Here is an 18,366-nt window from a genome sequence, read left to right on the forward strand (position 1 = left end):
ACTTTGCGCATATTAGCGGCACTTGCGCGCGTGGATGGCGGTATTCATCGGAGAACGTCAAAATTATCGTATTGAATACGAGCTTCTCCGCCGCCTGAACCGGGACGCGACGTCTTCAACATCACGACGGCGGGCGCATCCCGCCCCATCGCCGACGCGCAGGGATGTCTGGGTCTGCCGAAGCGCGTCTCATCGGACGTATTCGGTCGCGAATGGCACGCTTCTTGTGAGGAGCTCGCTAGCGCAGCGTCGCGTAGAGCGGCGACTACGGGTTGGCGTGCCGTCGATACTGAGAGCTGCCGGGTGACCGGATCTCCTCGACCGCTCTGCCCCCGTCACGACCTCGACATCGTCGCGCGTCCGGCCGGGAGCCGGCGCACCGCCTGAAAGACTCCGACATCCGCCTCCTGAGGAGAGCCGATATGTGCGACCGTCACGGCGATTATCGCGTTCCTGATTTCTCGCAGTTCAAACCCACCCGCAGACGCTTCCTCGGCGGAACCGCCGCGGCGCTCACGCTCGCCGTCGGGCCCGGCACGATCGGCCATGCGATGGCGGCCAACGGTATCCGAGCGACGCACGGGACCGGCTTCTGCAACCTGAACTTCTTCCTGGCCGAGGCGATGCAGCTCGCCAAGGACGACGGTCTCACCATCGACTTCGTGAACACGCCGACCTTCTCCGATCAGGTCACCTTCCTCGGGATGGGTCAGGTCGATGCCGGCGTGATGCCCTACACCAGCTTCATGGCACTCTACGATGCGGGTGCCCCGGTGAAGATCGTGGCGGGCGGCGGCATCGAGGGCTGCGTGCTCGTAGCCCAGCCGGGCCTCGACAGTCCGGAGAAGCTCAAGGGCAAGACGCTCGGCACCTTCCAGCTCGATACGCTCGAAGTGCTGCCCTACGACTGGCTGAAGAAGAATGGCGTCGCCTTCAAGGACATCACGGTCCGCTACATGGGCTCGACCCCGGAGGCCGTGGAGGCGTTCCGCGCCGGCGCCCTCGACATCATCTCCACGATCGAGCCCTACGGCACGGCGCTGTTGACCGACGTGAAGGGCGCCGTAAAGCTCTCCGACGGCACCGACATCTACGGCAAGGGCTATACTGACTGCGTGCTCGCCGTGCGCAATGAGCTGATCGCCAAGAACCCAGCGGCAGTCAAAGCCCTGATCAAAGGCATGATGAAGGCCCAGGCCGTGGCAGAGGGCGACCCTCAGACCGCCCTGAACAAGCTCGTCGGCTCCTACTACAAGACCTCGATGAGCAACGCCCAACTCGCCATGGGCCGGCAGCCCTCGGTGGTGGACGCCCGCAACCAGACGCAGTTCATCCTCGACCGGACCGATTCCGTCGCCGAGATGGGCTACATCAAGAAGAAGCCCGGCCGCGACGCGATCGACTGGACCCTGCTGGAACAGGTCATCGCCGAAAACCCGGAGCTCTACGGCAAGCTCAAGCTGAAGTCGGCCTGAGCGGATGGCCATCGATCTCGCCCGCGCCGCCGCCGTCCCGCACGGCCAGCCGCGTCTCCCGTTCGCACGGCGCCTGGCGCTGCCCGACGGGTTCGTCCCACTGCTGCAACGGATCGGCTGGATGCTGGTCTCGGTCGGATGCTTCGCCGGCCTCTGGGAGCTGCTCTGGGCGTTCGGCATCGCCGATGCCAAGCTGCTGCCGCCACCCCACATCTTCCTCGGCAACCTCGTCGAGCAGGCGCGTTTCTTCAATACCGCGCAGCGCTGGCAGATCGGCACCGGCATGAACGCCGGCCCGAGCCCCGCCATGGCGGTGTTGATCACCGTGCTCGCCTCCACCGGGCGGGTGTTGGCAGGGTTGTTCCTGGCCGCAACCCTGTCGATCCTGGTCGGCGTGGCGATCCGCTACGTCGTGCTGTTCGAGCGGTTGACCCTGCCGACCATCACGCTCCTGGCCCCGGTCTCGCCGATCGCGTGGCTGCCCGTGGCGATCTTCATGTTCGGGATCGGCAACGCTCCGGCGATCTTCATGGTGTTCATCGCCCTGTTCTTCACGATGGTCCTCTCGACCATCCATCAGATCGACGGGGTCAACCGGAACTACATCAACGTCGCCCGGACGATGGGTGCGTCGAAGCGCCAGATCTACGCGCGGGTTATCGTGCCGGCGATCCTGCCGGGGCTGCTCGCGGTGCTGCGCCTCAACCTGTTCGGGGCCTGGATGGTGGTGCTCGTCGCCGAGGCGACCGGCGTCGGCTACGGTCTCGGGCAGGTGATCATGCTGGCGCGCAACACCTTCAACCCGTCGCTGGTCTTCTTCACCATTACGCTGATCGGCTTCCTCGGCTTCGCCTTCGACCTAATGTTCCGGCTGGTTCAGCGGCGGATGCTCTATTGGCTGCCACGCGACGCGGGGTCTTCCCTTGGGCTCTGACCGTCTCTCCGTTGCCGATCGCCCGGCCGTGTCCGGCGAGAGCGACGCCGTGTCCTGCCGTGGCGTTTCCAAGGTCTGGGCCGCTGGCACCGCCCGCGCCCACGAGGCCCTGCGCGACATTGACCTCGACGTGCAGCCCGGCGAGTTCGTGGTGTTCCTCGGCCCGTCCGGCTGCGGGAAGAGCACGCTGCTCTACCTGATCGCCGGGCTCGAGGCCGCCACGGGGGGGCGGATCCAGTCCTTCGGCGAGCCGGTGGCTGGACCATCCCCCGAACGCAGCCTGATCTTCCAGGAGACCTCGCTCTTCCCTTGGCTCAGCGTCTGGCAGAACGTCAGCTTTGGCCTGTCGCTGAAGGGTGTGCCGGAATTGGAGCGCCGGAGCATCGCGCGGGCCGCACTCCAGCGGGTCGGCCTCGCCGAGGCGTTCGACAAGCGGCCCGACGAGTTGTCGGGCGGCATGCGTCAGCGCGTAGCGGTCGCCCGGGCGCTCGCCATGCGCCCCAAAGTCCTGCTGATGGACGAGCCCTTCGCGGCGCTCGACGTGCAGACCCGCCAGAAGATGCAGGACTTCCTGCTCGATGTCTGGCGCGACAGCGGCGCCTCGGTGCTGTTCGTGACCCACCACATCGACGAGGCGGTGGCGCTCGCCGATCGCGTGGTGGTGTTCACCGCTCGCCCGGGGCGGATCAAGACGATCGTGGTCAACACCCTGCCGCGCCCCCGCGACCCGTTCTCGCCCGACGCCGAAGCGATGCGGCGGCATCTCACCGAACTCCTGCGCGATGAGGTCGACAGGGCCTTCGCCGAGCAGGAAGCCCTCGCCTGACCAATTCCGACCATAACGGACCGAAGCATGGCCACATCGTTGATTCGCAGCCGGCAGATGATCACCCGCACCCTCGACCGCGAGCGCTGGGAGGAGGTCGCCGACGGAGCTGTGCTCCAGAAGGACGGGGTAATCGAGGCGGTCGGCACCTACGCGGAGTTGCATGCGCGCTATCCCGACGCGCCCGTCATCGGCTCCGGCCGCGAGATCCTGCTGCCGGGCTTTGTCAACGGGCATCATCATGTCGGCCTGACGCCGGTCCAGCTCGGCTCCCCCGACATGCCGCTGGAGCTGTGGTTCGTCACCCGCATGGTGGCGCGCAACCTGAACCTCTACCTCGACACCCTGTACTCGGCCTTCGAGATGGTCGGCTCCGGGATCACCACGGTCCAGCACATCCACGGCTGGATGCCTGGAAGCCTGGAAGAGGTCGAAGCGCGCTCGAACGAGGTGCTGCGCGCCTATCGCGACATCGGCATGCGGGTCTCGTACTGCTTCGCAGTGCGCGACCAGAACCGACTCGTCTACCAGGCGGACATGGATTTCGTGGCGAGCCTGCCGACGTCGCTTCAGGACCCGATGAAGCGCTGGTTCGAACGCTTTCAGATGTCGCTGGAGGACAACTTCGCGCTGTTCCGTAGCTTGCATTCAGGCCAGGCCGGGGCTGCCCGAGCCAAGATCCAGCTTGCTCCGGCCAACCTCCACTGGTGCTCCGACGCGGCGCTCGAGGGCCTGTCCGGGCTATCCGAATCCTACAATGTGCCGATGCACATGCATCTGGTCGAGACCGCCTACCAGAAGGCCTACGCGGAAAAGCGCAGCGGCGGGACGGCAGTGGAACATCTTGACCGGTTCGGCTTGCTCGGGCCGCGCATGACGCTCGGCCACGGCGTCTGGCTGAACGAGGCCGACATCGACCGCGTGGCCGCGACCGGAACCTGCATCTGCCACAACTGCTCCTCAAACTTCCGTCTGCGTTCGGGCGTGGCGGCGCTCAACCGCTTCGAGGCAAAGGGCATCAACACCGCGATTGGCCTCGACGAAGCAGGCATCAACGACGATCGCGACATGCTCCAGGAGATGCGGCTCGTGCTGCGCGCCCACCGGGTGCCCGGCATGGACGAGGCCGACGTGCCGGGCATGGCCCAGGTGCTGCGCATGGCGACTGTCGGGGGCGCCCGCACCACCGGCTTCGGCGACAGCCTCGGCACGATCGAGGTCGGCAAAGCCGCCGACCTCGTGCTGCTGGACTGGGACCAGATCGCATATCCCTACCTCGACGCCGAGACGCCGCTGCTCGACGCGGTGATCCAGCGCGCCAAGACCGGCGGCGTCACGACGGTGCTGTGCGACGGCGAGGTGCTCTACGCTGATGGCCGTTTCACCCGGGTCGACCGCGACGCCGCCCTGAAGGCCCTGCACGACGACTTGGCACGCGCCCTGTCGGACGATGAGGTCGAGCGTCGTCAGCTCTCAAAGGCCCTCCTTCCCCATGCCCGGCGCTTTTACGCGGACTATATCGACCCCGCTCGGCACGAGCCGTTCTACCGCCCGAGTTCGCGCGTCTGAGGCGTGCGTATCCTCCTCGTCAACCCGAACACCTCGGCGGCCATGACGGCCCGGATGGAGGCTGCCGCCGCCAGCGCGCTGGCCCCGGACGTGCGGCTCACTGCGCTGACGGCGGCGCACGGCCTCCCCTACATCGCGAGCCGAGCGGAGGCGCAGCTCGCCGGCGCAGCGGTGCTGGAGACTCTGGCCGAACATCAATCCGGCTTCGACGCCGCCGTGATCGCAGCTTTTGGCGATCCCGGCCTGATCGCAGCACGCGAGCTGTTCGACCTGCCCGTCGTTGGGATGGCCGAGGCGGCGATGCTCACCGCCTGCATGCTCGGCCAGCGCTTCGGTGTCGTGACGTTCTCGGGCACCCTGCTGCCCTGGTACGAGGATGCGGTGCTGCTGGCCGGACTCTCTGCCCGATGCGCCTGCGTCCGGTCTGTTGCGGCCGGCTTCCGGTCGGTCACGGAGGTGCAGCACGAGCTTGAGGCCGAGATCATCGCCCTCGCGAACCGCGTTGTGACCGAGGATGGTGTCGACGCGGTGATCCTGGCCGGAGCGCCGCTGACTGGCCTGGCCGCTCGGATTGCCGAGGCGGTCCCGGTGCCGCTGATCGATCCGCTCTCTGCCGCGCTCGGGCAGGCGCAGGTCATGGTCCGGCTCGGCGTGAAGCCCCCGCGGGCGGGCCGCTTCGCGCGTCCGCCGGCCAAGCCGGCCACCGGCTTCGCGCCGTCCCTGCGGCGGTGGATCGAGCGCCGCAAAGCCGAGGATGACGCCTGCTGAGGCAGGTCGCTCAGGCAGTCGCGAACACGTCGCCCCATCCAATGAGTGCCTCGGTGCCTGCGCCGGCAAGGTCTATCGCCTTCCACAGGCTGACCGCGACCGAATCGTAGACCGGGATGCCGAGTTCGGCCTCCAGGGCTGCGGCGATCGCGCCGCCCGCGAGGTTGGTGCAGACGATGGCCGCGGCCTGCGCGCCCTCGGCCGCGACGGCGCGCACCATCCCGGCGATCTCGCTTGTGCGGGCCAAAGCGAATTCGAAGTTCTCTGACAGACCGAGATGCCGCTCTGCCGAGCAGTCGAACCCGTCGGAGCGCCAATTCGCCTGGATCCGCGCCTGGACGTCCCCGGTATAGGGGGTCACCAGCCCAATGCGTTCGATGCCGCGTCGCCGAAACAGGTCGCGGAAAGCAAGCGCGGAGGTCGAGGCCGGCACGCCGGTTCGCTCGGTCACTGCCGCTGCGAGCGCCACGTCATTGTCGAAGCCAAGCCAGGCACCCGCAGTCCCGTTCCAAAGGATCGAGGCGACCCGCGCATCGGCGAGCAGGTCGGCGGCCGCGAGCATCGGTTCCTGCGCGAATTGGCCCAGTGCGACGGCTGACAGGCCGATCTGGGTCACACGCACGCGCGAGAAGTGGGCCGTGACCCCGTCCTGCCCGGCCAGAATGCGCGCCGTCATCGGTTCGAGCACGCTGTTCGACGAAGGGGTGAGCATCCCCAGTCTGATCGTCCGTCCGGATTCGCGCATCGTGACCAAGGGCTCCAAGCACGAGCCAGGGACGGCTCGGCCGCAGCTCATGGCAAGGTTCGTTCCGACGCGAACCTCCGGCATCCGGCATCCGGCCGCCGAGATCAAGATTTCCTCTCAGTTTGCTTTTATGCCGTATTCGAGGCTCGGCACAGATCACCCCCGATCAATCGACATGATACCGGGGTGAATCTACCAATCGGGTGGCACGACCGTTGCTGAGGCCCCCTACAGCTTCAGGGGTCCTTCGGCTTGTCTCGCACACCTCACGTGACTGATCTCTCTCGCCGCACCGTTCTGGCGCTCCCGCTCGGCCTCGCCGCGGCCTCGAACGGCGCAAGCGCCGCCGAACCGCGGCGGGGCGGCACGATGGTGATGATCGTGCATCCAGAGCCTTCGACCTTAGCGCATTACGCCGTATCGGCCGGCAATATCCCGCCGATCGCCACGCAGGTCTATGAAGGGCTGTGCACCTACGACTGGGATTTGAACCCACGGCCCAACCTGGCCAAGTCGTGGGATGTCTCGGCGGACGGAAAGACCATCACATTCACGCTCCAGGAGGGCGTGACTTTCCACAACGGCAAACCGTTCACCAGCGCGGACGTGCAATACTCCTTCATGGAGATCTTGAAGAAGTATAATCCGATCGCCCCAGTAATGCTCGCCGAACTGGTAGCCGTCGACACGCCCGATCCGATGACCGCGGTGCTGCGGCTCGCCAACCCGGCTCCGTACATCATGAAAGCGCTCTCTGGGCGCGACCTGCCGATCTTGTGCCGATCGGTGTTCGAGGGAACCGATGTCCTCCAGAACCCGACCGCCAACAAGCCGATCGGGACCGGCCCGTTCAAGTTCGTGAGCTGGGAGCGCGGTCAGTCCGTGCGGCTGGACCGCAACGAGAGTTACTGGAAGCCGGGGCTGCCGTACCTCAACCGTATCGTCGCCCGCTTCATCCCGGATGCCGCAACGCGTTCGGCCGCCATGGAGGCCGGGGAAGCCCATTTCGCCGGCTACAGCGCGGTGAACTATGCCGATCTCGCGCGGATGAAGACCAATCCAGTCCTCGACCTGACCACCAAGGGCTACGAGATGACGCCGGCTCAGAGCGTCCTGGAGCTGAACGGCCGCCATCCGCAGCTTCAGAAGAAGGCGGTGCGCCAAGCCATCGCCTACGCGATCGACCGCAACGTCATCCTCAGGGACGTGATGTTTGGCTACGGCCTGCCCGCCTCGGGTCCACTCAGCCGCAAATTTAAGACGGCCGGCCTCTACACCGACGACGTGCGCCAGTATGACGTGCCGGATCGGCTGGAGATCGCCAACCGGCTGCTCGATGAGGCCGGCGCACCCCGCGGCGCGGGCGGGATGCGCTTCGCCCTCCATCTGGAGGTGAACTCGTTCGGCGAACAGTGGCTGCGGCAGGCCGAATACTTGAAGCAGGCCCTCGCCGCGGTGGGCATCGACGTGACTCTGCGCTCAGAAGACACCGCCACCTGGCTGCGGCGCGTCTACACGAACTATGATTACGACATCAACGAGCCGTTCCTGAGCCAGGGCGTCGATCCGGTCTACGGGTTGAACAAGCAGTTCCTGACCTCGCAGATCCGAAAAGGTGTCACCTTCGTCAACGACACGTTCTATTCGAACCCGGAAGTCGACCGCATGCTCGGCGAGGGCGCGCGCGAGCTGGATCCGGAAAAGCGCGGGGCGATCTATAAGAAGGTCCAGCAGATCCTGGCCGAAGACAGCCCGATGATCTGGCTGATCGACGTGCAATACGTGAGCGTCTTCAACCGGAGTCTCAAGGATCACACCACCGGACCGCTGGGCACACAACAGGCGTTCGAGCGAGCCTGGATGGACAAGTAATCCGGTGCGGCTCGCGCGCTTTCTCGGTCACCGGTTTTTGCTGGCGATCCCGGTGATCCTGGGTATCGTCGTGCTGAACTTCTTCCTGATTCACCTGGCGCCTGGCGACGCCGCGTCGGTTCTTGCTGGCGAAAGTGGCGCGGCCAGTCCGGAATACATGGAGCAGCTGCGCCGCAAGTTCGGCCTGGACCAACCGATGGCGACGCAATTCGGCGTCTACCTGCTCAACATGCTCCACCTCGATCTCGGCTACTCGTTCCGCAACGACAGCCCCGTGGCGAGCCTGATCCTCGACCGGTTGTGGCCGACGAGCCTGCTGATGCTGACCGCCTTCGGGACCGCCCTGGTGATCGGTACGCTCCTCGGCCTCGTAGCGGCCACCGGGCGCAACTCCTGGCGCGACGCGGTGATCTCGCTTGTGAGCCTGGTGGCCTATGCCACGCCGGGGTTCTGGCTCGGGCTGATGATGATCGTGATCTTCGCGATCCGGCTCGGCTGGCTTCCCACTAGTGGCTTCGACACGGTGGGGGCCGACAACGAGGGCTGGGACGAGGTCTGGGACGTCGGGCGTCACTTGGTCATGCCGGCCGTCGCCCTCTCGCTCTTCTACCTCGCGGTCTACGCCCGGGTGATGCGCGCTTCCGTGCTGGAACAGGTCGGCATGGACTACGTCACCACGGCCCGGGCCAAGGGCCAGACCGAGGCCCGGGTGATGACCGGCCACGTCCTGCGCAACGCCCTACTGCCGGTGGTCACCATGGCGGGGGTACAGGCCGGCAACCTGATCGGCGGCTCGATCGTGGTCGAGACGGTGTTCGGCTGGCCGGGGGTTGGCACCCTGGCCTTCAACGCGCTCCAGTCGCGCGACCTCAACCTCCTGCTTGGAATCTTTTTTGTCTCGGCCTGCCTCGTCGTCGTGATCAACCTCGCCGTGGACCTCGTCTACGTCTGCCTCGATCCTCGGATGGAGCTGTAGCGATGCGGGCCGCTCTGGCGCGTTTTGCGCGCAACCGTCTGGCGCTCCTCGGTGCAGCTGTACTGCTCGGGCTGCTCGCCCTGGTGGTGCTGACGCCTCTGCAGTTTCCCGGCGACCCGTTCCGCCTGGTCGGGCCCGCGCTCCAGCCGCCGGGCGGCCGCTTCCTGCTTGGCACCGACACGCTCGGGCGGGATGTGGCCGCGGAGATCGCCTACGGCGCGCGCACTTCGCTGATGATCGGGCTCGGCGCGACGCTTGCCGCGATCCTGTTCGGAACCCTCGTCGGAGGGTTGGCCGGCTATTACCGGGGTGGCGTCGAGCTCGCGCTGATGCGGCTCACGGAGTTCTTCCAGACGATCCCGGCCTTCGTGCTGGCGATCCTCATCGTGGCGATCCTGTCGCCATCGCTCACCAGCGAGATCGTGGCCATCGCGGCGGTGTCCTGGCCGGGGATCGCCCGTCTGGTGCGGGGTGAGTTCGTGGCGCTCGGCGGGCGCGAATTCGTGCTCGCCTGCGACGGCCTCGGGGCAGGCGACGCCCGCATCATCTTCCGCCACATGCTGCCGAACTGCACCTCGGCGATCATCGCCGTGGGATCGCTGCTGATCGGGACGGCGATCCTGATCGAGGCGGGCCTCGCGTTCCTCGGGCTCGGCGACCCGAACGTGATGAGCTGGGGCCTGATCATCAGTGCGGGACGCGCGGTCCTTCGCTCGGCGTGGTGGATCTGCACCTTCCCGGGCATCGCGATCCTGCTCACCGTCCTCGGCATCAATCTCGTTGGCGATGGCTTGAACGAGGCACTGAACCCGAGGCTCCGCGAGCGATGAGCGACTCCGTCCTCGACATCGAGAAGCTGACGATCGCGTTGCCCCCGGGTGCGGACCGGCCGAACGCGGTCACCGACGTGGACCTTGTGCTGCGGCCGGGCGCCGTCACCTGCCTCATCGGCGAGAGCGGATCGGGCAAGTCGCTGGTGGCGCGGGCGATTCTCGGATTGCTGCCGGGGCCGCACGTGCGCGTCTCCGGCGGGCGCATCGACTTCGAGGGCGAGGACCTCGCGACGATCACGCCGAAGCGGATGCGCCGCATCCGGGGGGCGCGCATCGCGATGATCTTCCAGGAGCCGATGACGGCTCTCAACCCGCTCCACACGATCGGGCGCCAGCTGGACGAGGTCCTGCGCATCCATACGGCGCTCGGCCGCGCCGACCGGCGGGCCCGGGTCGTCGCGCTGCTCGACAGCGTCCACCTGCCTGAGCCCGCTCGGCTCCTGCGCTCCTATCCCCACCAGCTTTCCGGCGGCCAGCGCCAGCGCGCGATGATCGCCATGGCGCTGGCGCTGAACCCACGGCTTCTCATCGCCGACGAGCCGACCACCGCGCTGGACGTGACCACCCAGGCGCAGATCCTTCACCTGATCCGGGAATTGCAGCGCGAGCACGGGACCAGCGTCCTGTTCATCACACACGATTTCGGGGTGGTCGCCGACATCGCCGACACGGTCGCGGTGCTGCAGAAAGGCACACTGGTCGAGCAGGGCCCCGCGGCTTCGGTTCTTGGCGCCCCGAAGCATCCCTATACGCGCGCCTTGATCGCGGCGGTGCCCAGGCTGACGCCGCCGCCGCAACGACCGCCCAGCACGGCCCCTCGGGTGGTCGAAGCCCGGGCGGTCGAGAAAACCTACGGCGCGCGCGGCCTGTTCGGCGGGCGCGTCACCCGTGCGCTCGACGGCGTCGATCTGGAGCTGCGGCGGGGGGAGACCCTGGGGCTCGTCGGCGAGAGCGGCTCGGGCAAGAGCACCTTGGCGCGGGCGATCACCCGGCTGATGCCCGTCGATAGCGGCGAGATCCTTCTCTCCGGGCACAGCGTCGCCGCGCTGAGCCGCCGCCAGATGCGTCCGCACCGCAAGCGGGTGCAGATGGTGTTCCAGGACCCCTACGGATCCCTCGACCCGCGCCAGCGCGTCGTCGACATCGTGGCCGAGGGCCCGATCATACACGGCACCATGCCGGAGGTCGCCAAGGCCCAAGCCCGCGAGATGCTGGCGCTCGTCGGCCTCGACCCCGCGGCGGCGCAGCGCTTCCCACACGAATTCAGCGGCGGCCAGCGCCAGCGGATCGGGATCGCCCGAGCTCTGGCCATGCAGCCCGAGGTGCTGGTGGCCGACGAGCCGGTGTCAGCCCTGGACGTCTCCGTGCAGGCCCAGGTTCTGGCGCTGCTCGCCGACATCAAGGCGCGATTGCACCTCAGCATGGTGTTCGTGACCCACGATCTGCGCGTCGCCCTGCAGGTCTGCGACCGGATCGCCGTGATGCGGGCCGGCCAGGTGGTCGAGGTCGCGCCGACATCCGAGATCTTCTTCGCGCCGAAGCACCCCTACACCCGGGCGCTGTTCGCGGCCGTGCCCGGCGCCCAATGGCAGGAACCGATCCCCGCATGATGCAAGAGCAGCCCATCGTATCCACCGATCCATTCCTGCCGGGTCCGCGCACCCGCGTCGCCGGTTCCGCGACGGGGCCGCTCGCCGGGCTCGGTTTCGCCGTCAAGGACCTGATCGACGTCGCCGGGATCCCCACCGGTGGCGGCAACCCGGATTGGCCGCGCATCGACCCGACTCCGGCGCGACACGCCTGGGTGGTACAGACGCTTCTCGACGCAGGTGCCTCAGTGGTGGGCAAGACGATCACCGACGAGGTCTCGCTGGGGATCCTCGGCGAGAATGCCCATGACGGCACCCCGCTGAATCCAGCCGCGCCGGACCGGGTGCCCGGGGGTTCATCCAGCGGCTCGGCATCAGCCGTCGCCTCGGGAGCCTGCGATTTCGCGCTCGGGACCGACAGCGGCGGCTCCGTGCGTGTGCCGGCGAGCTTCTGCGGTCTCTACGGGATCCGCCCGACCCACGGGCGCATCGATTTCTCCGGGATCTGCGTCCAGGCGCCGAGCGCCGATACCTGCGGCTGGTTCGCCCGCGATGCGGCCACCTTTGCCCGGGTCGGGGAGGTCCTGTTCGGCGCGTCGATGCCGGATCGGCTGCCCGATACGCTGCTGGTGGCCGCGGACGCGCTCGGCTTCGCCGACGAGGCCGTGCAGCAAGCGCTTATGCCGCTCATCGATCGTCTAGCCGCGCTGATCGGCAACCGGCGTGACGTGACGATGGCGCCGCAGGGCCTGTCAGTGTGGCAGCGGGCCCAGCGCGTCCTGCAGAGCAGCGAGGCGTGGCAGACCTTCGAGCCCTGGCTCGACACCTGCAATCCGCGCCTCGCCTTCTCGGTCGCCCGAGCGCTCGTCCAGGGCTCGATGATGTCAGAGGGCGAACGCAACGCCGCGATCCTGATGCGCATTGAGGCACGAGCCCGCCTCGCGCGGCTTCTGCCCCCCGGGACCATCCTGTGCCTTCCCACCACGCCGTTCCCGGCTCCCCTGCGCGGGCTGCCGCTCAGCACGCTCAACCCGCTGCGTGAGCGCATAGGCTGCTTGACGAGCCACGGAGGCCTCACCGGCGTCCCGCAGGTGAGTATCCCGGGCGGGCGGGTCGATGGCGCTCCGGTGGGCCTGTCTCTCATCGGCACGCGTGGATCCGACCTCGACCTGATCCGCACCGTTCTCGACTTGGAGGCCTGAATGGACACAACCCTGAACCGCCCCGAGGTCGTGGCTGAAGTCACCGCCCTGTTCGAACGCTACGAGCAGGCGCTGATCGACAAGGATGTCGGGGTGTTGGACGCAACATTCTGGGACAGCCCTCACACGATCCGCTACGCCGTGGGTGAGAATGGCTACGGCTTTGCGGCGATTCATGCCGCGCGCATCGCGGCCGATCCACCGCCTGGAGGCACGAAGGAAGCACGCATCCGGTTGGAGGTCCTGACCGTCGGCTCGGACGTGGCCACCGTGAATCTTGAGTTCAAGCCGCGCGGCAAGACCGGTATCGGGCGCCAGAGCCAGACATGGATGCGCCTCCCCGATCTTGGTTGGAAGGTGATCTCTGCACACGTATCGATCATGGCCGCGCAGGCCTGATGACCCGACCACTGGGTCATGATGGCGAGCCCAACGGGACCGCGTGAAGGCCAGGGGCCATTGCGCGGTCAGGGAGAAACCCATTGGAACACGCAACCGTCACCGCCGTTAGGGAGGCGGTCAGCGCACAGCGAGGCCGGATCGAGCACCTGCTGGCACAACTCGCCCGGTGCGGCCACGACGATCCCGGGTTTACCCGGCCTTCCTACAGCCCGGAGGAAACAGAAGCCCACGCGCGCGCGACGCACTGTGCGGCCGAGCTGGGTCTCCGGGTCCGCCGGGACGCGGCCGCCAACACCTACATGACGCTGCCCGGCCGGGATCGGACCCGGCCGCCGATTTTGATCGGCTCCCATCTCGACACCGTGTCGCACGGTGGCAACTTCGACGGCGCAGCCGGGGTCGTCGCCGGGCTCGCAGCTGTCGCGGCGATCCAAAGCCTCGGACTGATCCCGGAGCGCGATATCACCGTCATGGCGGTGCGCGCCGAGGAGAGCGTCTGGTTCCAGGTGTCCTATCTCGGAAGCCGAGCGGCGCTCGGCACCCTGCCGGAGGGTGCGCTCGCCATGCCCCGGGCCGATACGGGGCGCGACCTCGCCGATCACATCGCGGCCTCCGGCGGCGATCCCGAGGCTTTACGCGGCGATGCGCCGCCGCTTGATCCGTCCGCGATCCACGCCTTCCTCGAGGTGCATATCGAGCAGGCGCCGAGCCTCGTCGAGGCCGGAATTCCGGTCGGTCTCTGCACCGGGATCCCGGGCAACTTCCGTTATCCGGATGCTCGAATCCTCGGCCGCTACGACCATGTCGGCACGCCCCGCCGGTTCCGGCGCGATGCGGCCATGGCGGGCGCGGAGATCGCCCTGGCGCTCGACAAGATCTGGCAGGCCAACGAGGAGGCCGGCCGCCCGATGGCCGTCACGTTCGGCCGGTTCCACACCGACGGTGCAGCCCACGGGCTGACTACAGTCCCGGGCGAGTTCCGGTTCAGCCTGGACGTGCGCGCCTACGCGGCGAACATGCTGGCGGAGATCGAGACGCAGTTCCTGAGGCACGTCGCGACAATCGTGGCACGCCGCAACGTCGAGATCGTGCTCGGCCCGCGCGCCGAGGTGGCGGTCGGAGATGTCTCGCCACGGATCCGCAGCGGTCTGGAGGCCGCGGCCACAGCCCTCGGCATCGCCACCATGCCTCTCGGCAGCCCGGCCTCGCACGATGCCGCGGCCTTCGCCAAAGCCGGTGTTCCAATGGCGATGCTGTTCGTGCGCAACGCCAACGGCAGCCATAACCCCGATGAGGCCATGGAGATCGACGACCTCATGGACGCCGTCGCGATCCTCACCACCTGGCTGGTGGCCGAAACCGGATGCGCTTGATCCGGGCGCCTCGGCTCAGCCGGAGAAGCGCGCCAGGCGCCCGACCGGATCGCCCAAGACCTCGTCATCACGCATGACGGATCTGCCCCGGACAACGGTGGCAACCGGCCATCCGGTCACGCGTAGTCCCGCAAACGGAGTCCAACCGCAGGGCGACGCGATCCAAGAGTCCTCGATTGTGCGACGCGCCTTCAGATCCACCAGGGTAAAATCCGCGTCGTATCCGACTGAGATTCTCCCCTTGCCGAGCAGGCCGTAGACACGAGCCGGACCGGCCGCCATCAGGTCCACGAGGCGCGCCAGCGACAGGCGCCCGGCTGCGACATGATCGAGCATGACCGGGACCAGGGTCTGAACCCCCGTGAGGCCGGCCGGACAATCGGGCCAGGGCTGCTCCTTGGCTGCCCGGGCATGAGGCGCGTGGTCGCTGCCGATCGTATCGACAGTCCCGTTGCGCACGGCAGCCCATGCGGCTGCTCGATGCCGCTCGCCGCGGATCGGTGGGTTCATCACCGCGAGCCCGCCAAGCGTATCGTAGCAGTCGGGCGCCACCTGGGTCAGGTGGTTGACCAGAACCTCGACGGTCGCGACGTCGCGGAAATCGCGCAGGTATTCGAGTTCCTCGGCGGTCGAGACGTGGAGGATGTGCGTCGCCCGGCCGGTCCTGCGGGCCAGGGCCATCAGGCGCTGGGTCCCTAGGAAGGCGCATTCCTCGTCGCGCCATTCCATGTGGGTCCGGTACGGCTGCCCCCGGGCGAATAACGGCTTGCGCGCCTGCAACCGGAACTCGTCCTCGCTGTGGAAGGCCATGCGCCGGTGGCCGGCTCGCATGGCCCGCTCGAGATGGGCGTCGTCCTCAATCATCAGCGCCGCCGTGGAGCTGCCCGCAAACACCTTCACGGCGCAGACCCCTGGCTCGCGTTCCAGCGCCGCCAACCTGTCGATGTTGGTCTTGGCGCCCGCCACGTACAGGCCGATATCGCACCAGCTACGACCCGCCACGTAGCCGCGCTTCCACGTCAAGCGCTCGGTATCGGCGATTGGCGGAACCGTGTTGGGCATGTCGAACAGGGTGGCGATCCCGCCGAGGATCGCGGCCCGCGTGCCGGTCTCGATCGTTTCCACGGCTGGGTCGCCGGGATCACGCAGGTGGACGTGGCTGTCGATCAGGCCGGGCAGGACGTGCAGGCCTACCGCGTCGATCACCGTATCCGCGGTCGCGCCGATCGGCACACCGAGATCCGCGATCCGCCCGGCGCGGACGCCGAGATCGATCCCCTCGGTCCCCCAAGGCGTGACGCAGGTGCCGCCGCGGATCAGGAGGTCGTAGTGCATCGCCGGGTCCTTCCGAAGGAGGCGGTCTCGAGCAGAACGGCCCCGAGGGCTGCCGCCACCGCCTGCTGACAGGGCTCGACGACCGCGCACCCGACCGCGTCCTCGATTGCGCTCTGGTGCGGCGCCATGCCGGCGCAGCCGAGGACGATCACGTCGGCGCCGTCGCGCGCGATCAGCATGCGGGCCGCCGCGATCAGGCGGTCGCGGATCGCCTCGCCGGCCGTCTCGTCCGCCCGCGCCTCCACCGGCCGACTGCCGGCATAGCGTTCGCCGAGGCCCATCTGGCGGACCATCCGGCGCTGGCGCCGCACGCTGCCCTCCGATAGGGCGACGATGCCGAAGCGCTCGCCGAGGGTGAGCGACCGGAGGATGCCCCATTCGGCGATGCCCATCACGGGCCGGCCCCTGGCGACCTCGCGGGCCGTGTGCAGGCCCGGGTCGCTGAAGCAGGCGATCACGAAGGCGTCCGCCCCGTCCGCTGCGATGCGCCGGGCGAGCGGCATCACGACGGAATCGGCGTCCTGCTGGGACGCGATGCTCGCCGGCCCATCGGGCAGGTCCGTCACCGCGATGGCGGGGCCGCCGGCCAAGCGCAGCGGGTCGAGCGCCGCGTCGATGGCGGCGGTCACGGCCTGGGACGAGTTCGGGTTGATGACCAGGATCCGTGCGGGCTCGGTGGTATCGCGCTGGTGCATGCTGCCGTCCTTCCGAACACCGAATTTCACAGCGCATTCGGGCCTCGCCCCGTCGGCAACGGCGTTGCGCGGGCCAATCCCACTTCCAACCTCACCCTGAGAGGCTGTGAGTTGAACGGCCTCCTGGGGATATGTGGGCGTCCTGAGGCCGCCTCGTGCTGGTGCGTACAGCTGCCCGGTAGACCGACACGCCGTTGTTCAAGACGACCTAGCGAAACCCGGGCCGCAAACCCCTCGGTGCAACCGAATAGGCACCGATCTTGCCCGCCCCCTCGACCTGAGGAAGAGGTGATCGATGCACGACGATGCTGCGGACGGGGCTGTGGACGTCACCCTGGTGACGGGGGCCCGGTGGGTCGTCGCCTGGGACCCGGACAGCGGCGGTCACGTCTACCAGACCGGCGCTGATGTTGTCTTCGCGGACGGCGTCCTCACGCATGTCGGCCCGGGCTATACGGGGCCGCCGCCGGACCGAACCATCGACGCCTCCGGCTGCCTGGTCATGCCAGGGCTCGTCGACATCCACACGCACCTGTTCTCGGAGCCGATGAACAAGGGCATGTGGGACGAGGTCGGCAGCCAGCGCCTCTACAACACCTCGCTCTACGAGTATCTGCCGATCCTGCGGCCCGACGCGGAGGGGACGCGGGCCGCCTACGGGGTGGCGCTCGCCGAACTTGCCCTCTCCGGCGTCACCACCGTCTGCGATCTCGCCCTGCCGAGCGACGGCTGGCTCGACCTTCTCGGTGCCTCAGGCCTTCGGGTCTGCATCGCCCCGATGTTCCGGTCCGGCCGCTGGCTGACGAGGAACGGCCACAGCGTGGAGTACGAATGGGATGAGGCCGCGGGCTATCGCGGCCTGGAGCAGGCGCTCGCCGAGATCACCGCGGCGCAACGGCACGCGAGCGGGCGCCTGTTCGGCATGCTCTGTCCGGCTCAGGTCGACACCTGCACGGCGGCGCTGCTTCGAGATGCCCATGACGAGGCGGTCCGGCGCGACCTGCGTTTCCACACCCACGCGGCGCAGTCCCTGTCAGAGTTCCACGAGATCACCCGCCGCACCGGGATGACGCCTATCGAATGGCTCGACGATCTCGGCGTGCTGACTGAGCGCACCATCGTGGGCCACGGGATCTTTCTGGACGACCATCCCTGGACCCACTGGCACAGCCCCGGCACGGACCTGCGGCGCATGGCCCAGCGCGGTGCCACGGTCGCCCATTGTCCGACCGTCTTCGCCCGCCGCGGCATCGCGCTAAACGATTTCGGCCGATATCTGCAGGCCGGCGTCAACATGGGCATCGGCACCGACGTCTACCCGCACAACATGCTCGACGAGATGCGCCTCGTCTCGTACCTCGCCCGGGTCGTAGCCCAGAATCCGCGCGACACCCGGGCGGCAGACGTGTTCCACGCCGCAACCGTGGGAGGCGCCAAGGCGCTCGGACGCGGCGATATTGGCCGGCTCGCGCCGGGCTGCAAGGCCGATTTCGTGCTCGTCGATTGCGCGCATCCCGCCATGCGACCGTGCCGGGACCCCGTGCAGTCCCTGATGTACTCGGCCGGCGATCGCGCGGTCCGGCAGGTCTTCGTCGGTGGCCGCGAGATCGTCCGCGACGGTCGCGCCCTGTTGGTCGATTACGCAGCCTCCGCCGCCGCCCTGGAGGAGGCGCAGGTCCGGGCACTGGCGCAGATCCGGCAGCTCGACTGGGCGGGCCGCGGCGCCGATGCCATCGCGCCACCGACCTTCCCGGGGTTGTAAGGCGTAGCGG

16 protein-coding genes are annotated in these 18,366 nt (G+C 68.0%); 13 read left to right on the top strand and 3 right to left on the bottom strand.

From position 1 onward, the window contains the following. Positions 1–422 precede the first annotated feature (422 nt). The 5 genes from FV242_RS09735 to FV242_RS09755 are packed head-to-tail and all read left to right on the top strand — an operon-like array spanning position 423 to position 5,572. On the top strand, positions 423–1,475 hold the full coding sequence (locus tag FV242_RS09735; RefSeq protein WP_147938775.1) for an ABC transporter substrate-binding protein: 1,053 nt from the start codon (positions 423–425) through the stop codon (positions 1,473–1,475). A gap of 4 nt (positions 1,476–1,479) precedes the next feature. Continuing rightward, positions 1,480–2,409: an ABC transporter permease gene (locus tag FV242_RS09740; RefSeq protein WP_147908352.1), complete on the top strand. Its 930-nt coding sequence runs from the start codon at positions 1,480–1,482 to the stop codon at positions 2,407–2,409. 49 nt (positions 2,410–2,458) lie between these two features. Next, the gene (locus FV242_RS09745) at positions 2,459–3,235 is read left to right on the top strand and encodes an ABC transporter ATP-binding protein (protein WP_244039868.1); all 777 of its coding nucleotides are present in this window, start codon (positions 2,459–2,461) and stop codon (positions 3,233–3,235) included. A 27-nt stretch (positions 3,236–3,262) separates the two neighbouring features. After that, complete coding sequence (locus FV242_RS09750; protein ID WP_147938776.1) at positions 3,263–4,804, top strand: amidohydrolase family protein; 1,542 nt, start codon at positions 3,263–3,265, stop codon at positions 4,802–4,804. A 3-nt stretch (positions 4,805–4,807) separates the two neighbouring features. Then, positions 4,808–5,572 (top strand): aspartate/glutamate racemase family protein, encoded by a 765-nt coding sequence (locus FV242_RS09755; RefSeq protein WP_147938777.1) that lies wholly within the window; start codon positions 4,808–4,810, stop codon positions 5,570–5,572. Between the two features lie 10 nt (positions 5,573–5,582). On the opposite strand, the gene FV242_RS09760 is transcribed toward FV242_RS09755, so the two are convergent. Continuing rightward, positions 5,583–6,284 (bottom strand): aspartate/glutamate racemase family protein, encoded by a 702-nt coding sequence (locus tag FV242_RS09760; protein WP_246692653.1) that lies wholly within the window; start codon positions 6,282–6,284, stop codon positions 5,583–5,585. Between the two features lie 402 nt (positions 6,285–6,686). On the opposite strand from FV242_RS09760, the gene FV242_RS09765 reads away from it, so the two are divergent. From FV242_RS09765 to FV242_RS09795, 7 genes are all read left to right on the top strand, one after another. Further along, positions 6,687–8,189 (top strand): ABC transporter substrate-binding protein, encoded by a 1,503-nt coding sequence (locus FV242_RS09765; RefSeq protein ID WP_147938779.1) that lies wholly within the window; start codon positions 6,687–6,689, stop codon positions 8,187–8,189. 4 nt (positions 8,190–8,193) lie between these two features. Beyond that, on the top strand, positions 8,194–9,165 hold the full coding sequence (locus FV242_RS09770; RefSeq protein ID WP_147938780.1) for an ABC transporter permease: 972 nt from the start codon (positions 8,194–8,196) through the stop codon (positions 9,163–9,165). A gap of 2 nt (positions 9,166–9,167) precedes the next feature. Continuing rightward, positions 9,168–9,995 carry an ABC transporter permease gene (locus tag FV242_RS09775; RefSeq protein WP_147938781.1) on the top strand — a complete coding sequence of 276 codons (828 nt, stop codon included), beginning with the start codon at positions 9,168–9,170 and terminating at the stop codon, positions 9,993–9,995. Beyond that, positions 9,992–11,608, top strand: a complete 1,617-nt coding sequence (locus FV242_RS09780; RefSeq protein ID WP_147938782.1) for an ABC transporter ATP-binding protein — start codon at positions 9,992–9,994, stop codon at positions 11,606–11,608. Before FV242_RS09775 ends, FV242_RS09780 begins: the two co-directional genes overlap by 4 nt. Beyond that, entirely contained in the window at positions 11,605–12,789 is a 1,185-nt protein-coding gene (locus tag FV242_RS09785; protein ID WP_147938783.1) for an amidase, read from the top strand. The genes FV242_RS09780 and FV242_RS09785 overlap by 4 nt, the downstream gene beginning before the upstream one ends. Next, complete coding sequence (hpxZ, locus tag FV242_RS09790; RefSeq protein ID WP_147908362.1) at positions 12,790–13,188, top strand: oxalurate catabolism protein HpxZ; 399 nt, start codon at positions 12,790–12,792, stop codon at positions 13,186–13,188. It abuts the gene before it with no gap. 83 nt (positions 13,189–13,271) lie between these two features. Further along, positions 13,272–14,564 (top strand): hydantoinase/carbamoylase family amidase, encoded by a 1,293-nt coding sequence (locus tag FV242_RS09795; RefSeq protein WP_147938784.1) that lies wholly within the window; start codon positions 13,272–13,274, stop codon positions 14,562–14,564. Positions 14,565–14,579: 15 nt separating this feature from the next. On the opposite strand, the gene FV242_RS09800 is transcribed toward FV242_RS09795, so the two are convergent. Both FV242_RS09800 and FV242_RS09805 read right to left on the bottom strand, forming a co-directional pair. Next, positions 14,580–15,899, bottom strand: a complete 1,320-nt coding sequence (locus FV242_RS09800) for a dihydroorotase (RefSeq protein WP_147938785.1) — start codon at positions 15,897–15,899, stop codon at positions 14,580–14,582. Beyond that, on the bottom strand, positions 15,881–16,594 hold the full coding sequence (locus FV242_RS09805) for an aspartate/glutamate racemase family protein (RefSeq protein ID WP_147938786.1): 714 nt from the start codon (positions 16,592–16,594) through the stop codon (positions 15,881–15,883). The genes FV242_RS09800 and FV242_RS09805 overlap by 19 nt, the downstream gene beginning before the upstream one ends. A gap of 295 nt (positions 16,595–16,889) precedes the next feature. Between FV242_RS09805 and FV242_RS09810 the strand changes: the two genes are divergently transcribed. Beyond that, positions 16,890–18,356, top strand: a complete 1,467-nt coding sequence (locus FV242_RS09810) for an amidohydrolase family protein (protein ID WP_147938787.1) — start codon at positions 16,890–16,892, stop codon at positions 18,354–18,356. Positions 18,357–18,366 lie beyond the last annotated feature (10 nt).

Origin of the sequence: Methylobacterium sp. WL64 (assembly GCF_008039945.1) — a bacterium.
Classification (GTDB): domain Bacteria; phylum Pseudomonadota; class Alphaproteobacteria; order Rhizobiales; family Beijerinckiaceae; genus Methylobacterium.

Bases quoted from the DNA above. Each gene is read 5' to 3' on its own strand.
- FV242_RS09735 (WP_147938775.1), top strand. From the start codon at position 423: ATGTGCGACCGTCACGGCGATTATCGCGTTCCTGATTTCTCGCAGTTC.
- FV242_RS09740 (WP_147908352.1), top strand. From the start codon at position 1,480: ATGGCCATCGATCTCGCCCGCGCCGCCGCCGTCCCGCACGGCCAGCCG.
- FV242_RS09750 (WP_147938776.1), top strand. From the start codon at position 3,263: ATGGCCACATCGTTGATTCGCAGCCGGCAGATGATCACCCGCACCCTC.
- FV242_RS09760 (WP_246692653.1), bottom strand. From the start codon at position 6,284: ATGCTCACCCCTTCGTCGAACAGCGTGCTCGAACCGATGACGGCGCGC.
- FV242_RS09765 (WP_147938779.1), top strand. From the start codon at position 6,687: ATGGTGATGATCGTGCATCCAGAGCCTTCGACCTTAGCGCATTACGCC.
- FV242_RS09775 (WP_147938781.1), top strand. From the start codon at position 9,168: ATGCGGGCCGCTCTGGCGCGTTTTGCGCGCAACCGTCTGGCGCTCCTC.
- FV242_RS09780 (WP_147938782.1), top strand. From the start codon at position 9,992: ATGAGCGACTCCGTCCTCGACATCGAGAAGCTGACGATCGCGTTGCCC.
- FV242_RS09785 (WP_147938783.1), top strand. From the start codon at position 11,605: ATGATGCAAGAGCAGCCCATCGTATCCACCGATCCATTCCTGCCGGGT.
- hpxZ (WP_147908362.1), top strand. From the start codon at position 12,790: ATGGACACAACCCTGAACCGCCCCGAGGTCGTGGCTGAAGTCACCGCC.
- FV242_RS09800 (WP_147938785.1), bottom strand. From the start codon at position 15,899: ATGCACTACGACCTCCTGATCCGCGGCGGCACCTGCGTCACGCCTTGG.
- FV242_RS09805 (WP_147938786.1), bottom strand. From the start codon at position 16,594: ATGCACCAGCGCGATACCACCGAGCCCGCACGGATCCTGGTCATCAAC.
- FV242_RS09810 (WP_147938787.1), top strand. From the start codon at position 16,890: ATGCACGACGATGCTGCGGACGGGGCTGTGGACGTCACCCTGGTGACG.